This is a genomic window from Ectopseudomonas composti, from assembly GCF_900115475.1.
GTDB lineage: Bacteria > Pseudomonadota > Gammaproteobacteria > Pseudomonadales > Pseudomonadaceae > Aquipseudomonas > Aquipseudomonas composti.
The window spans coordinates 1-14220 of record NZ_FOWP01000005.1; the positions used below are offsets into that span (position 1 = coordinate 1).

At 62.3% G+C, this 14220-nt stretch carries 15 protein-coding genes and 2 pseudogenes; 12 read left to right on the forward strand and 5 right to left on the reverse strand.

The features are described 5' to 3' along the window. The 3 genes and pseudogenes from BM059_RS10450 to BM059_RS10460 all read left to right on the forward strand — a co-directional run. Window positions 1-528: pseudogene (locus BM059_RS10450) on the forward strand (hypothetical protein); the annotation flags it as partial. A gap of 218 nt (window positions 529-746) precedes the next feature. Beyond that, window positions 747-1790, forward strand: a complete 1044-nt coding sequence (locus tag BM059_RS10455; protein WP_074938488.1) for a hypothetical protein — start codon at window positions 747-749, stop codon at window positions 1788-1790. Between the two features lie 50 nt (window positions 1791-1840). Then, window positions 1841-2125, forward strand: a complete 285-nt coding sequence (locus BM059_RS10460; RefSeq protein WP_074938490.1) for a hypothetical protein — start codon at window positions 1841-1843, stop codon at window positions 2123-2125. Window positions 2126-2154: 29 nt separating this feature from the next. Here the strand turns inward: BM059_RS10460 and BM059_RS10465 are convergent. Further along, a pseudogene (locus BM059_RS10465) lies at window positions 2155-2430 on the reverse strand (MFS transporter); the annotation flags it as partial. 52 nt (window positions 2431-2482) lie between these two features. Here BM059_RS10465 and BM059_RS10470 point away from each other — a divergent pair. Beyond that, the gene (locus BM059_RS10470; protein WP_139220728.1) at window positions 2483-3103 is read left to right on the forward strand and encodes a hypothetical protein; all 621 of its coding nucleotides are present in this window, start codon (window positions 2483-2485) and stop codon (window positions 3101-3103) included. Beyond that, on the forward strand, window positions 3100-4350 hold the full coding sequence (locus tag BM059_RS25625) for an MATE family efflux transporter (protein ID WP_244154405.1): 1251 nt from the start codon (window positions 3100-3102) through the stop codon (window positions 4348-4350). Before BM059_RS10470 ends, BM059_RS25625 begins: the two co-directional genes overlap by 4 nt. 246 nt (window positions 4351-4596) lie before the next feature. Here the strand turns inward: BM059_RS25625 and BM059_RS10480 are convergent, their stop codons facing one another. Continuing rightward, window positions 4597-5868: an MFS transporter gene (locus BM059_RS10480; RefSeq protein WP_074938494.1), complete on the reverse strand. Its 1272-nt coding sequence runs from the start codon at window positions 5866-5868 to the stop codon at window positions 4597-4599. 217 nt (window positions 5869-6085) lie between these two features. Further along, on the reverse strand, window positions 6086-7030 hold the full coding sequence (gene znuA / locus BM059_RS10485; protein ID WP_074938496.1) for a zinc ABC transporter substrate-binding protein ZnuA: 945 nt from the start codon (window positions 7028-7030) through the stop codon (window positions 6086-6088). Window positions 7031-7297: 267 nt separating this feature from the next. Here znuA and zur point away from each other — a divergent pair, with 267 nt between their 5' ends. The 7 genes from zur to BM059_RS10520 all read left to right on the forward strand — a co-directional run bounded on the left by zur (window position 7298) and on the right by BM059_RS10520 (window position 13036). Next, on the forward strand, window positions 7298-7783 hold the full coding sequence (gene zur, locus BM059_RS10490; protein WP_037001455.1) for a zinc uptake transcriptional repressor Zur: 486 nt from the start codon (window positions 7298-7300) through the stop codon (window positions 7781-7783). Beyond that, complete coding sequence (gene znuC, locus BM059_RS10495) at window positions 7780-8568, forward strand: zinc ABC transporter ATP-binding protein ZnuC (protein ID WP_074938498.1); 789 nt, start codon at window positions 7780-7782, stop codon at window positions 8566-8568. Before zur ends, znuC begins: the two co-directional genes overlap by 4 nt. Then, a complete protein-coding gene (znuB, locus tag BM059_RS10500; protein ID WP_074938499.1) occupies window positions 8569-9357 on the forward strand; it encodes a zinc ABC transporter permease subunit ZnuB in 789 nt (262 codons plus the stop codon). Between the two features lie 151 nt (window positions 9358-9508). Next, window positions 9509-10354 carry a PA5502 family lipoprotein gene (locus tag BM059_RS10505; RefSeq protein ID WP_074938501.1) on the forward strand — a complete coding sequence of 282 codons (846 nt, stop codon included), beginning with the start codon at window positions 9509-9511 and terminating at the stop codon, window positions 10352-10354. A 171-nt stretch (window positions 10355-10525) separates the two neighbouring features. Then, entirely contained in the window at window positions 10526-11533 is a 1008-nt protein-coding gene (locus tag BM059_RS10510; protein WP_074938505.1) for a methionine ABC transporter ATP-binding protein, read from the forward strand. Continuing rightward, entirely contained in the window at window positions 11533-12201 is a 669-nt protein-coding gene (locus BM059_RS10515; protein ID WP_012020239.1) for a methionine ABC transporter permease, read from the forward strand. Before BM059_RS10510 ends, BM059_RS10515 begins: the two co-directional genes overlap by 1 nt. Window positions 12202-12265: 64 nt before the next feature. Then, complete coding sequence (locus BM059_RS10520) at window positions 12266-13036, forward strand: MetQ/NlpA family ABC transporter substrate-binding protein (protein WP_074938508.1); 771 nt, start codon at window positions 12266-12268, stop codon at window positions 13034-13036. A gap of 193 nt (window positions 13037-13229) precedes the next feature. On the opposite strand, the gene BM059_RS10525 is transcribed toward BM059_RS10520, so the two are convergent. Both BM059_RS10525 and BM059_RS10530 read right to left on the reverse strand, forming a co-directional pair. After that, on the reverse strand, window positions 13230-13628 hold the full coding sequence (locus tag BM059_RS10525) for a YbaN family protein (protein WP_037005560.1): 399 nt from the start codon (window positions 13626-13628) through the stop codon (window positions 13230-13232). Further along, on the reverse strand, window positions 13621-14211 hold the full coding sequence (locus BM059_RS10530) for a biliverdin-producing heme oxygenase (RefSeq protein WP_074938510.1): 591 nt from the start codon (window positions 14209-14211) through the stop codon (window positions 13621-13623). Before BM059_RS10530 ends, BM059_RS10525 begins: the two co-directional genes overlap by 8 nt. Between the last annotated feature and the right edge of the window lie 9 nt (window positions 14212-14220).

Below are 14220 nucleotides of genomic sequence, written 5' to 3' on the forward strand. Positions count from 1 at the left end.
GTCAGCGAGTGGGAAGCACTGCGCGTGTATATGGAGCAAGGCCCGTCAGCGCTGCCACCGACACCACCACGGGAACATGAAGAAGGCACGCTGGAATATTTCTACTTCGCCCGCGATACCTACAAGGAATGCCATGGCGTTATCAGCTACAGCGGATGGTGGCTGCTGCAGCTCTTCACGGGCTGGACTATTCCCTGCTATATCGGCGAATGGTTCGAGCGCCTGCCCAAGGCTGGCTTCCCCAAAGCCGTGCGTGAATGGTCAAAACCCTTGCCCCCCGAACAATGGACCAAGCCCAGCGACGAGCTGCTGAGCCAAAGTGCCGCGATCAACGCGGCGTTCACCACTGGCTTGAGCTTCCCCGAATATTTCAAGAGTCCTTTGGCTGCTTTCCAGAGCCCGGCAGATGCCGCTCCAGTAAAAACCAAAGGCAAGGGCAAGAGAGCCCGCAACCGTGCTGCTGCCGAGGCCAGAGCAAAGAGTGAACAGCCCGCCTCGAATAAGCACGACCAGCACAGCAACGACTAGCCCTCTACCGACCCGCTAATATCGCAGTCGGATTCGAGTGCTATGAATGATTAAGTCAAAGCAAGTGCGGTGACAATGAGTAGATACCACTTCAATCAGCACGGCCGGGCGAGCGCAAAGCTTGGCTAAAAGCTCAAGGACGGAACCGGCGACAAGGCTGAGCAGCCCTTCTGGGCCGATGAACAGACCCATTCGGACAGCCAGCCGTAAGGATGCCCATGACTGCCCACTACAGCCCAAGCGCCTACCAGCCAGCGCGCATTCCCGACCAGCCAGCAGCGACCAAGCGCAGTTGGTTGTTCCGCTTTGGCAACTCGCGCCTGCCCTGGGGGCATACCGAGGACATCGTGCCCCATAGCATGCTGAGCCATACATCCCCCGCCGGTCTACGAGATGTCGAACGCTACGAGCACGCGCTGGAAACAGGGGAGGAGCAACGAGAAGCCTACGAACTGCTGGATTACCACCAGGTCATCGATCACGAACGCTATCGACATGCGTCACTCTCCAAACGCAGCCTGTTCTGGTTTTATCTATGGGGGGGGGGGCGCTTTGTTTTTTGGGTGATGGCACTTTTATCTCCAGTAATCTGGGCGTGGCTATCTTGGGTTCTTGATGGCGAGTTCACGACCAACTTATGGATGTTCGCCAAAGAAACAACATGGTATCTGACGGTTCCCCTCGCCTGCTGGGCCATAGGCTCCCTAGTTGTTCACAAGCTTACCAACTGGGCCGTTCGCCCTTCCAAAGGCCCGCTCTGGGAGTTCAACCGCCGCACCGGCATGGTCACCATCTTCGATTACGACAATATGGGCGAGTACAAACGCAGCGGCACCATCGGCGAGTTCACCTACCCCTTTTATGAGTTCGATGCCTATATCAGTAGCGGCCCCGACCGCCAGGGGCTGATCTGGCATCAACTGCATCTGGTGCATCGCTATCACGACCTGTCTATCAATCTTTTCCCTATCGTGCCCAAGGACTCCAGCATGTCGCCGCACTTCGCCGCCTGGGACTTTCTGCAGAACTACATGGACATTGGCCGCCCGCTGCCGGATATCCCGCTGTTCGAGAAACACCGTGCGAACGACCCGACCACGGCGGCACATGACCGCCGCACGGCTCGCCCCGAGCGCTACTGGCGGGATATGGACGATAAGACCTGGGAGGCGCAATTGATGCAGAACCTGGGCCGGGTCAACGCCTATGACATTACTGGCCGCCTCAACCTGATGGATCGCCATGTGCGTTATGCCGATTGATTGCAGACAACCAAGCTCAACCTCCAACAACACACTCAAGGAAGGAACGCATGAACAAGATGGACTTCAAAATGCCGCTGGGCGCTGTCATTCACCTGCTCGCGGTGATCTGGATCAGCATGGAACCCCGCTATGAAGGCCTGTTCGTCTGGATGCTGCCATTTTTGGCGTTGAACCTGGTCGGCATGCTGCTGGTCATGCTCGACAAGACCAAACTGGGTGCCATCTTGTTTATCGTCGGCTGTGTGCCATTCGTCCCCGTCGGCGTCATCGGTATTCTCGGCGCGAAGAAATCGCTTCAGGGCCTGAGCGAACCTGCACCGACTAACGCCTGAGACTGGTCCCTGGTCAGGCCGCACCGTTCTCAGCCTTGAGTACGGCGCGCATGCATCAGCACGCCCCCCAACACCAGCATCCCCAACACCCCCGCTCCGACGAACAGCCCTTCATACCCCAACGCCTTGGCCAGCACCCCGCTGCTGGCCCCGACGAAACCGGACAGCAGCAACTGTGCCGGGGCCTGCAGGGCGGCGATGCCGACGGCCTGCAGGGCGCCGAACAGGATCAGCGCACGCAGCACGCTAATGCGGGCGTAAAGCAGGCCGCCCAGCAAGGCGCCGCCGATGCCGGCCAGCCCGCTGGAGCAGGCTATCAAGCACGGGCCGTTTGGTCGCCAGCAGCGTCTGGAGCAAATGAATGACCCTCTTCAGGCCTACCAGCAACTGCTCGGTATCATGGGCGCTCCTATCGTCCGTATCGAACGCATGGCACAGTGGCTAGAACAAGCCAGCGAAGATGATCGCCAGCGCCTGCAAGTGAGCCAGCAGGAGCAGCGTGTCGTACTGGGCGCCGGGGACTGGGTGGTGGAGATTGCCAGTCCACTGCTCGGCCAGTTCCGTAATGGCCTGGACTTCAACCTGCTAGCCTGGGAGCGTCTGCGTACCCGTAGCCGTGCCTCAGGCTGGAACAACCAGCACCCCATCAAAATCGATAAGGAGAAGCTGGGAGCGGTGCTGCTGAAAGACAATCGCCTGCTGTTCGTGTTGCCCGGGATGCACCAGATGATTGCCCAACGCGATCCACGCCGTAATCTGCATACCATCCAATACAGCCTGAAAGTCTGTGCGCAATTCCACCTGGGGGAAGCCATGTGCTATGCCAACGACCCCTTCCCCGGCTATAACCGCATCACTCTCCCGCAACCCACTCCACGTCAATGGAAGCCCTATAGCGCAGGCACGCCTATCGACCTGGAAACCCTTGATGAAGCCGCTTACTGGCTGATCAGCAAACGAGACTTCACCGACCAATGAATGCGCCTGCCCCATCAGATCACTACGCCCCGTCCACCTACCGCAGCACGGCCATCCCTGCCCAGCCGCCACACAAATGGCCGCAGGAGGCCAACCGTAGCGGCCCCACTCGCACACCGCTGCGCTGGGGACACTATGCCCATCTAGAGCCTTGGCAGGATATTGATGCGCAACTTCAACCCGGTATGCGTAACTTTCTCGACGGCAAGGGAGAGGACGATCTTTATATCAACCATAAACGCTGGAAATTCGAAAACTCCAGCAAATGGATGATTTTGATCCCATATTTGAAATGGTGGTCGATTTTATTTGCTCCGTGGCTTTTCTGGGTTATAGCTGTCGGCTCAGGAATATTCCCTCTATTTGAGTCGCAAATTAAAAATGACCGCTACGGTGCATTCATATTTCTCTCACTTGCAATTTGTGTGCTCTCTATCGTAATGATGGGGCTTAGCGCGTATTACATGTGGACCGACACGCCCAACATAAAAAAATATTTAATCCAAAGCACTTGCGGATTAATATCTGCATTATTGGTAACCCTTTTAGTTTTCTTTTTTTATGGATTTGACCAAGATTTATTGTGGCTATGTACAGCCATGGCCTTCAGCGTCTTTATGGGGCTGATCGGCTGGGATTACCTGCAGGATCTTTATTTGCGCGTCTTTGTCCATGATGGCAGCGGTTTCAATCGCCAGACCGGCATGCTCACCATCGGTCGCTTTTGGCGCAAACCCTTCTCGGCGCCACTCTACGAGTTCGACGCCACCCTGGAATTTCGTCCAGGCCCTCATGGCAATAGCGGTTTCGCCATCTGGCTGCATCACCGTTACTGCGATGTCCAGGTCGCACTGGGCGGCAAGCTCCAGTCACTCGGCATGAACCTCGAAGAATCCCTGGCATTCTGGGACAGCCTGCAGCGCTACATGGACGTCACCCAACCCCTGCCGGATCTGCCTCTACTCGAACAGTTCCGCCACCTGGATCCGGTTACTGCCGCCCATGATCAACAGCAGGGCCGCCCACCTCGTCGCTGGCGTGACATGCCCTATCGCGCCTGGGAGCGTCGTGGCAGAGCCGAGACCATGGCCCGTAATCGCGACTACAAATGGCAACAACAGCCCTGCATCCTGCAGGCAAAGATCGATCCCAGCCTGAGCATTGAAACCTATTACCGCAGCCAGGAAGCCAAGGGCATAGCAGCCACTCCTAAAGCCGATGATTTCGATGCCATTCATCGTGGCTAATGCAAGGCAATGGATATACCTACCCCCTCGACTCACCATCCGCCTACCGCAGCACGGCCATCCCTGACAAATGGCCGCAGGACGCCAACCGCAGCTGCCCCACTTGCCTATGCCCATCAGGGGCCCAGGCAGGATATCGATGCACAACTTCCAACCGGTATGCGTAACTTTCTCGATTGCAAGGACGAGGATGATCTTTATATCTCTATCAGATCAAAACAATTCAAATTAAGCAGATGTGTTGCTTCAGCTTTGAGCATTAATTGTATGCCGCTGTATTTTCTGAGAATGGCGCCCATGTACTAGCACGACGAGTAACACCAACATCCCCAATCCGCCCGCAACGACAAACAACCCCTCATACCCCAACGCCTTGGCCAGCACCCCGCTGCTGGCCCCGACGAAGCCGGACAGCAGCAACTGTACCGAGGCCTGCAGGGTGAAGTCGGCGCCTTCATGTTCGGGGCGGCACATGCGCATCATCGCGGCGAACAGGGCGACAGTGGACATACCGTCGGCCACCTGTTCGAACAGGGTCACGGCGTAGACCAGCCCGTTATTGGCGCCCTGCCCCACCAACAAGGCCAGGGCGGCGATGCCGACGGCCTGCAGGGCACCGAACAGGATCAGCGCGCGCAGCACGCCGATACGGGCGTAGAGCAGGCCGCCGAGCAAGGCGCCGCCGATGCCGGCCAGGCTGCTGATCAACGTCAGTTGGCCAAGCTCCCCGGTGCTCCAGCCCTGATCCACCAGCATCGGCTTGATCATCGGCGAGCCCAGCGAGTCGCCCAATTTGAAGGTCAGTACCACCGCCAACCACAGCAGCATGCCGGGTTGCGCCAACAGGCCACGGTAGTGGTCGAACAGCAGACGAGGGCCGAGGGCGTTTTCAGCCAGAGCAGGCTGGAACGGCAACACGCGGCGCTCGGGAAACAGCCAGATCGGCACGGTCATCAGCAGGATCAGACCGGCCAACAGTCCCACGGCCAGGTTCCAGCCCAGCGGGTCGATCACCAGCAGCAGGCCACTGCCACTGACGATCATACCGACCTTGTAGCCACCGACCTGTAGGCTGTTGCCCAGGCCGCGCCAGCGCTCGGGTAGCAAGCGCACGGTGAGGCCGTCGGTGGCGATGTCCTGGGTCGAGGCCAGCAGGTTAATCAGTAGCAGCAAGCCGAGCAACAACCACAGGCCGGAGCCGAACAATGTCTGCGGGGCGAGTAGCGCCAACGCGGCGACACAGATAATCACCCCGCTTTGCAGCGGCAGAATCCAGCCACGGTGGTGGCCCAGTCGAGGTGAAGCCAGACGGTCGATCCAGGGCGCCCATAAGACTTTGAGCAACCAGGGCAGCGCCAGTAGCTTGAGCAGGCCGATCAGCGCCAGGTCGACGCCATGCTGGCGCAGCAGCACCGGTAGCGAGTGGGCGATCAGCCCGGATGGCAAACCCTGAGCACAATAGAGCGAGGCCAGCAGCACCAGCGTGGCGTTGGACGGGCGAGGTGCAGTGGGCGACATGGCGGGCGCTCGCGGCAAAAGCGCAAGCCTAGTGGTTTGCGCATGCGGGCGGCAACGAGGCGGTGGTTACAGTTCGTAGCTCGGCGGGTCGCGGCTGAAGCCCCTCCCACGGGGCAGGACGTTCGATTAGTTGTAGCCCGGATGCAATCCGGGGCCGTTGCTATCACTCCCGGATTGCATCCGGGCTACGTGAAAAACCTTCACGAAGCCAAAGATCTCACAAGCTATTCAGGCACTCGGTCAGACCGCCAGCCAGACTCTCCAGCAACTGCTCGTAACCGCTGGCGTTGACCGGCAAGGTGCCGCCCAGGGCGTCCAGTTCCGCCAGTTTGACCGGCAAGCCAGCGGTGAGGGTTTCGGCCAGGCGTGGGCGCAATGGTGGTTCACTGAACACGCAGCTCGGGCCGGTCTGCTGCAGACGCTCGCGCATCGCAGCGACATGTCGCGCACCCGGCTGTACCTCAGTCAGCACGCTGAACACCCCAGCGTGCTTGAGGCCATAGGCGGCCTCGAAGTAATCGAAGGCTTCGTGGAAGACGAAATACGGCTTGCCCTGCAAGGCGGCCAATTGCGCGCGGATACGGCCGTCGAGCGCGTCCAGGCGCGCGTCGAAGGCTTTCAGGTTGGCAGCGTAGCGCTCGGCGTTGGCGGCATCCAGCTTGCTTAGGTCTGCCGCCATGCGCGCGGCGATGACCTTGGCGTTAGCGGCAGCCAACCACAGGTGCGCATCCAGGCTACCCGGGCGGTGATCGTGGTCATGGCCGAGGTCGTCAGCGGCATGCTCATGGGCGTGATCGTGGTTCTCGTGGTCATTATCGTGTTCGTGCTCGCTATCACCGAAGTGACGCAGGGTCATGCCGGGCAGATCCTGCACGGCCACCTGGGGCTTGTCACGGCTGCTCAGCACGCGCGGCAGAAAGGCCTCCATGTCCGGGCCGATCCAGTACAGCAGGTCGGCATCACGCACTCGCCGTACGTCGGATGGGCGCAACGCATAGTGGTGCGGCGAAGCGCCCGGTGGCAGCAACACCTCAGGCTGACCAACGCCATCCTGCACCGCCGCGGCGATCAGTTGCAGCGGCTTGATACTGGTCAGGACGCGCACTTCGGCCTGAGCGCTGGCGACGAAAAACAGGGTAAAGAGACAGAAAAGACGCAACACGGGGCATACTCGAATGGAATTGAAGGGCATCTCTAGAAACGTAGGCGAGGCAGTCAGCGCAATACCGATGGCGGCCCCGCAAAAACAGGCGAAACGACCAACGGGAGTAACAGCCGAAGGCTGGCCAGTAGGGCGAAAGCGCAGTTCACAAGCTGTAAATGAGCATTTTAAGCCTGTTTTTAACGCAGCGATGGCAACGCAGGTAGTTTTTAGAGACGCCCTGAACGGGTAACATAATAACGTCTCTTATCAGCGCCGTCCTTGCCCATGACCGAAACACCCCTGGCTGCACGCCCTCACGACCACTCCCGCTGCGTCAGCCATGCCCTGGCCGAGGCAGAAGCCATCTGCGCGCGCCAGGGCCTGCGCCTGACCGCGCTGCGCAAGCGCGTGCTGGAGCTGGTGTGGGCCAGCCACAAGCCGCTAGGCGCCTATGACATCCTCGGCGTGCTGAGCGACGAAGATGGCCGCCGCGCAGCGCCACCCACGGTGTACCGCGCACTGGATTTCCTGTTGGAAAACGGCCTGGTGCACCGCATCGCATCACTTAACGCCTTCGTCGGCTGCAGTCACCCGGAGCACGCGCATCAGGGCCAGTTCCTGATCTGCCGCGAGTGCCATGCGGCGACCGAGCTGGAGCAACCGGCGATCAGCCAGGCCATCGTCGATGGCGCGGCGGGCGTCGGTTTCGTCGTCGAAAGCCAGACCGTGGAAGTGGTCGGCCTCTGCGCAGGCTGCAAGGGCGCGGCATGAGCGACGCGCTGATCCGTCTCGACGGGGTCGCTGTCAGCTTCAACGGCCAGCCCGTGCTGGATGACGTGCAGCTGAGCGTACAGCCCGGCGAAATCGTCACCCTGATCGGCCCCAACGGCGCCGGCAAGACCACGCTGGTGCGCGTGGTGCTCGGTTTGCTCCAGCCCGACCGTGGCAGCGTGCGCCGGACACCACGTCTGCGCATCGGCTACATGCCGCAGAAGCTGCATGTCGATGCCACCCTGCCCTTGTCGGTGTTGCGCTTTTTGCGCCTGGTGCCAGGTGTCGATCGCACTCGCGCGCTGGCGGCGCTGGCCGAGGTCGGCGCCGAACAGGTGATCGACAGCCCGCTGCAGAGCATTTCCGGTGGCGAGATGCAGCGCGTACTGCTGGCCCGCGCCCTGCTGCGCGAGCCACAACTGCTGGTGCTCGATGAGCCGGTGCAGGGCGTCGACGTCGCTGGCCAGGCCGAGCTGTACCGACTGATCTCGCGGCTGCGCGAGCGCCATGGCTGCGGCGTGCTGATGGTGTCGCACGACCTGCACCTGGTGATGAGCGCCACCGATCAGGTGGTCTGCCTCAACCGTCACGTGTGCTGTTCCGGCCACCCGGAGCAGGTCAGCGGCGACCCGGCCTTCATCGAGCTGTTCGGCCAGGACGCCAAGAGCCTGGCCGTGTACCACCACCATCACGACCACGATCACGACCTGCATGGCGGCGTGGTCAAGCCCGGCCTGACCATCCACGGCCCGGCCCACGTTCACGGCCCAGGTTGCAAACACTAGATGCCCGATTTTCTTCTCAACGCCCTGCTCGCCGGCCTGGCGCTGGCCCTGGTGGCCGGCCCGCTCGGCTCCTTCGTGGTGTGGCGGCGCATGGCTTATTTCGGCGACACCCTGTCCCATGCGGCCCTGCTCGGCGTAGCGCTGGGCCTGATGCTCGATATCAGCCCGACCCTCACCGTGACCGTCGGCTGCGTGCTGCTCGCCGTGCTGCTGGTGACCCTGCAACAGCGCCAGCCGCTGGCCTCCGACACCCTGCTCGGCATCCTCGCCCACAGCACCCTGTCGCTGGGCCTGGTGGCGTTGAGCTTCATGCATGACGTACGCATCGACCTGATGAGCTACCTGTTCGGCGACCTGCTCGCCGTCAGCCATACCGACCTGGCCTGGATCATCGGCGGCAGCGCGCTGGTGCTGGCATTGCTGGCCTGGCTGTGGCGGCCGCTGCTGGCGATCACCGTGCACGAGGAGTTGGCGCGGGTCGAAGGTTTGCCGGTGGCGGCGATTCGCCTGGCGCTGATGTTGTTGATTGCCGTGGTCATCGCGGTGGCGATGAAGATTGTCGGCGTGCTGCTGATCACCTCCTTGCTGATCATCCCCGCCGCCGCCGCCCAGCGCCACGCGCGCACGCCGGAGCAGATGGCCGTGGGCGCCAGCCTGCTCGGCCTGCTGGCGGTGTGCTGCGGCCTGGCGCTGTCCTGGTATCAGGACACACCGGCCGGGCCGTCCATCGTGGTCAGCGCCGCGGCGTTGTTCCTGGCCAGCTTTGCATTACCCAAGCGCAGCGGCTGACGGCGCGCTCTGCGTAGCCCGGATGCAATCCGGGAGTGCTCCACCACGTTTCCCCGGATTGCATCCGGGCTACGCGCGACCGATCGAGGTGAAATCAGCGGTACGAACCTGTATGATTGCGCGTTTTTTGCACAATTCGAGACGCGCAGTCATGAAGTCGTTCGCTTTTCGTGGTCTTCCGCTTTTTCTGGTTCTACTTCTGGCCGGTTGCCAGAGCAGCCAGCAGCACAGCCTGCCGCCGGTCGACGACCTGGTCGTCGCCTTCCGCCAGCTCGACCTGAGCCTGGCCGAGGAGCGCCTCGACGACGCGCGTAGCCAGCTCAGCACGCTCCAGCAACGTGCCAGCCGCGACACACGCCTGGAGCAATACCAGCGCCAACTGGCCGAGGCCTATATGGAGCAGGGTCGCGAAGCGCTGCAACAGGGCAATCTGGATCGTGCCGCGCAGGCGCTGGGCCAGGCCCGCAGCCTGATGCCGCAGGCGCCGGCCCTGAGTCATGACCTCAACCAGGCCATCGACGGCGCACGTACGGCGCGCCAGGCCGCCGCCGAGCAACAGGCCCGCGATGCCGCCGCCAAGCTCGATGCCGAGCGTCAGGAGCAACTGCGCCAGCAGCGCCTGGCCAGTGAGCGCCAGGCTGCCGCCAAGGCAGCAACCGCTCCGGCAGCCGTAAGCCAGCCGACACCCGTGATCGAGAGCAAACCCACAGCACGCCTGATCGATCCGAACGCCGCCACCAGCATCGTGACGATGCCTATGCTGGACAGCCAGGACAACGAAAACCTGCGCCGCCTGCTCGATAGCGTGGCCGCCGACGTGGTGACCTTTCGCTGCGCAGTGCGCATCGAAGTACGCGAGGCCAAGGATTACCCCTGGGTCGCCGCACTGCTCTCGGCGCGTATCAAGAAACTCGACCCGAGTTTCCGTCCGCAGTTGAGCCAGAAGATCGCCCCGCAGCAGGTACCACGCCTGCTGCTGAGCCCGAAGCGCAGCTGATGCCGGTTACTGATCGGTAATGCCATTTTGTAATAACCATAGGCCAACAAAGATTTTCTCGGCCTAAACACCGCCGGGTAAACTAGCGCCCTTTTGCGCCCCACCTGGCGCCCGACGGCCGGCCCTCCCACCTGGGGGCCCGCCCTTGAACACACCCAAAAGGTCGTTCGCGTGATCCAGTTTCAATCCGTCCACAAGGCCTACCGCGTCGCGGGCCGCGAGATTCCGGCACTGCAGCCCACCACGCTGCAGATCGGCAGCGGCCAGGTGTTCGGCATCATCGGCCACTCCGGCGCCGGCAAGAGCACCCTGCTGCGCCTGATCAACCGCCTGGAAGAACCCACCGGCGGACGCATCGAGATCGACGACGTCGAGGTCACCGCCCTTGATGCCAATGGTCTGCGCCGTTTCCGCCAGCAGGTCGGGATGATCTTCCAGCACTTCAACCTGCTGTCGTCGAAGACCGTCGAAGACAACATCGCCATGCCGCTGCGCCTGGCCGGCGAGCTGAGCCGCGCCGAAATCGACACCCGTGTGGCCGAACTGCTGGCCCGCGTCGGCCTGCAGGATCATGCGAAGAAATACCCGGCGCAGCTCTCCGGCGGGCAGAAACAGCGCGTCGGCATCGCCCGTGCGTTGAGCACCCGCCCGAAGATCCTGTTGTGCGACGAGGCCACCAGCGCCCTCGACCCGCAGACCACCACAGCCGTGCTGCACCTGCTGGCCGAGATCAACCGCGAACTGGGCCTGACCATCGTGCTGATCACCCACGAGATGGACGTGATCCGCCGCGTCTGCGACCGCGTGGCGGTGATGGACGCCGGCGTGATCGTCGAAGAAGGCCCGGTGGCCGAGGTGTTCCTGCACCCGCAGCACCCGACCACGAAGCGTTTCGTGCAGGAGTCCGAGCACGTCGATGAAAGCGAGCAGCGCGACGATTTCGCCCATGTCGAAGGCCGCATCCTGCGCCTGACCTTCCAGGGCGACGCCACCTACGCACCGCTGCTGGGCACTGTGGCCCGCGAGACTGGCGTGGATTACAGCATCCTCGCCGGGCGTATCGACCGCATCAAGGACACGCCTTACGGCCAGCTCACCCTGGCCCTGACCGGTGGCGACATCGATGCCGCGCTGGCGCGCTTCGCAGCCGCCGACGTGCATCTGGAGGTACTGCGCTGATGCTCGAACAACTGCTGCCCAACGTGTTCTGGCCGGAAATCTGGCAGGCCAGCCTCGACACCCTGAACATGCTGCTCGGCTCGATGCTGTTCACCGTGCTGCTTGGCCTGCCGCTTGGCGTGCTGCTGTTTCTTACCGGCCCGCGCCAGCTGTTCGAGCAGAAGGCTCTGTACGGCGCGCTGTCGCTGGTGGTAAACATCCTGCGCTCGGTGCCCTTCGTCATCCTGCTGATTCTGATGATCCCCTTCACCGAGCTGCTGGTCGGCACCTCGTTGGGCGTGGCCGGCGCCATCCCGCCGCTGGTGGTGGGTGCCACGCCGTTCTTCGCACGCCTGGTGGAAACCGCGCTGCGCGAAGTCGAGCGCGGCATCATCGAAGCGACCCAGGCCATGGGCGCCACCACCTGGCAGATCATCACCCGCGCACTGCTGCCCGAGGCGTTGCCCGGCCTGCTCGCGGCCACTACCGTCACCGCAATCACCCTGGTGTCCTACACCGCCATGAGCGGCCTGATCGGCGGCGGCGGCCTCGGCGACCTGGCCGTGCGCTACGGCTACCAGCGCTACCAGCCGGACGTGATGGCCGTGACCGTGATCCTGCTGCTGATCCTGGTACAGGTACTGCAGATGGTCGGTGATCGCCTGGTCGTACATTTTTCTCGCAAGTAATGATGAAAAGCGGCGACTCGCCACCCGCGAGACCCGCACCAACCTTCCCAAAAGGAATCTTGAAATGAAGAAACTGCTGACTGCCATCGCCGCTTGCGCGGCCTTCTCGGCCCAGGCCGAAACCCTCAACGTCGCCGCCACCCCGGTGCCGCACGCCGAGATTCTCGAGTTCGTCAAACCAGCCCTGGCCAAAGAAGGCGTGGAGCTGAAGGTGCGCGTGTTCACCGACTACGTGCAGCCCAACCTGCAAGTGCAGCAGAAGAACCTCGACGCCAACTTCTTCCAGCATCAACCGTACCTGGACGAGTTCAATGCCAGCCGCAAGACCGATCTGGTCAGCGTCGCCGGCGTACACGTCGAGCCCTTCGGCGCCTACTCCAGCAAGATCAAGAACCTGAGCGAACTGCCGCAAGGCGCCACCGTGGCCATCCCCAACGACGCCACCAACGGCGGCCGCGCCCTGCTGCTGCTGCAGAAGGCCGGCGTGATCAAACTCAAGCCGGAAGCCGGCATCCTCGCTACGCCGAAGGACATCGTCGAGAACCCGAAGGCGATCAAGGTGCGTGAACTGGAAGCAGCTACCCTGCCGCGCGTGCTGAGCCAGGTCGACCTCGCCCTGATCAACACCAACTACGCCCTGGAAGCCAAACTGAACCCGACCCAGGACGCCCTGGCCATCGAAGGCAGCGACTCGCCGTACGTCAACATTCTGGTGACCCGCGCTGACAACAAGGACAGCGACGCCGTACAGAAGCTGGTTAAGGCCCTGCACAGTGCCGAGGTGAAGCAGTTCATCGAAGAGAAGTACAAAGGCGCCGTCGTCCCGGCGTTCTGATCGCCGCTGACCGCCCTCGCTGTACCCGATGCCGCGCCGCTGCACAGCTGCGCGGCATTTTTATGCGTGGAATGTAGTGGCCAACCCTCGGTGATCCGTAAGGTGCGCCGTGCGCACTAGGGGCAACCTGGCCACCGTCCCGGATTGCATCCGGGCTACGATCATCCGAAATCGTCGGTGCGCGCGGCGCACCCTACTCGGCTCTGGGTTTTTCTGGCCGAGTCCAGATGAACAGCGCGCCGCAACTCATGCCAGCAGCGGCGAACAGCACGGAAGGCAGGTGATCGACCGTCAGCAGCAGGATGCTCAGCGCTACCAGCATGCTCAGACTAGCCAGCCACTTGGTGCGTCGGGCGATCAGGCCGCCGTTCTTCCAGTCTCGCAGCAGCGGGCCGAACACCCGATGATTCTCCAGCCAGGCGGCCAGGCGCGGCGAACTGCGCGACGCCGCCCACGCCGCCAGCAGGACGAACTCGGTGGTGGGCAGGCCCGGCAATATGACCCCGAGCATGGCCATGCCGATGCTCAGGTAGGCCAACAGCAACCATAGCCAACGCTGCCAGGCCGAACGTGCCAGCGTGATTTCAGGCAAAGCAGCGTTCCAGGTGTACGGTGAAACGCTCGAAGGCCGCGATGGCCTCTGCCTCGGCCAGACGCTCCTGCTCGGCATCCAGTTCGACACTGTCGAGCACGGCGGTAAACGCTTTCCAACCCTGTGCGCGGCCACCTTCCGGCTCGGCCAGGTGGCGCGCACCAAACGTCTCGCTCAGCCCCAGCGCCGGCATGCGCTTGAGCAGGAAAGCGGCACCGAGCTTGGAACCTTCGGAAACGAACAACCAGGCCAGCGCTTCGCCGGTACCCATGGCCTTGTTGCGGATGCAGTCATCACCTTCTGGCAGCGCGCGCTGCAGATCGGCCAGGTCCAGCACGACCTGCTCGACACGGCAGCGCTGCGGCAGATCAGGCACCAGCTTGATCAGCTGCGGGTCGTTATAGAGCTTTTCCAGATCGCGCTGGAACAGATATTGGGCGGCCACGAAGTGGGAAAACCGCTCCGGGCTAGCGAACGGATCGTGGCTCTTGACCAGGTTGTCGAGGTGGCTGTGCGGCTCGTGGGTAATCTGGTTCAGTCGCTGCGAACGCAGCGGATGGGAAAGTTGCGAAGGTGCGGTCATGACGTAGCC

What these genes read in the sequence shown, in the direction of transcription:
- BM059_RS10455 (WP_074938488.1), top strand. Translation starts at nt 747, where the DNA reads ATGACTGCCCACTACAGCCCAAGCGCCTACCAGCCAGCGCGCATTCCC.
- BM059_RS10460 (WP_074938490.1), top strand. Translation starts at nt 1,841, where the DNA reads ATGAACAAGATGGACTTCAAAATGCCGCTGGGCGCTGTCATTCACCTG.
- BM059_RS10470 (WP_139220728.1), top strand. Translation starts at nt 2,483, where the DNA reads ATGAATGACCCTCTTCAGGCCTACCAGCAACTGCTCGGTATCATGGGC.
- BM059_RS25625 (WP_244154405.1), top strand. Translation starts at nt 3,100, where the DNA reads ATGAATGCGCCTGCCCCATCAGATCACTACGCCCCGTCCACCTACCGC.
- BM059_RS10480 (WP_074938494.1), bottom strand. Translation starts at nt 5,868, where the DNA reads ATGTCGCCCACTGCACCTCGCCCGTCCAACGCCACGCTGGTGCTGCTG.
- zur (WP_037001455.1), top strand. Translation starts at nt 7,298, where the DNA reads ATGACCGAAACACCCCTGGCTGCACGCCCTCACGACCACTCCCGCTGC.
- znuC (WP_074938498.1), top strand. Translation starts at nt 7,780, where the DNA reads ATGAGCGACGCGCTGATCCGTCTCGACGGGGTCGCTGTCAGCTTCAAC.
- znuB (WP_074938499.1), top strand. Translation starts at nt 8,569, where the DNA reads ATGCCCGATTTTCTTCTCAACGCCCTGCTCGCCGGCCTGGCGCTGGCC.
- BM059_RS10505 (WP_074938501.1), top strand. Translation starts at nt 9,509, where the DNA reads ATGAAGTCGTTCGCTTTTCGTGGTCTTCCGCTTTTTCTGGTTCTACTT.
- BM059_RS10515 (WP_012020239.1), top strand. Translation starts at nt 11,533, where the DNA reads ATGCTCGAACAACTGCTGCCCAACGTGTTCTGGCCGGAAATCTGGCAG.
- BM059_RS10520 (WP_074938508.1), top strand. Translation starts at nt 12,266, where the DNA reads ATGAAGAAACTGCTGACTGCCATCGCCGCTTGCGCGGCCTTCTCGGCC.
- BM059_RS10530 (WP_074938510.1), bottom strand. Translation starts at nt 14,211, where the DNA reads ATGACCGCACCTTCGCAACTTTCCCATCCGCTGCGTTCGCAGCGACTG.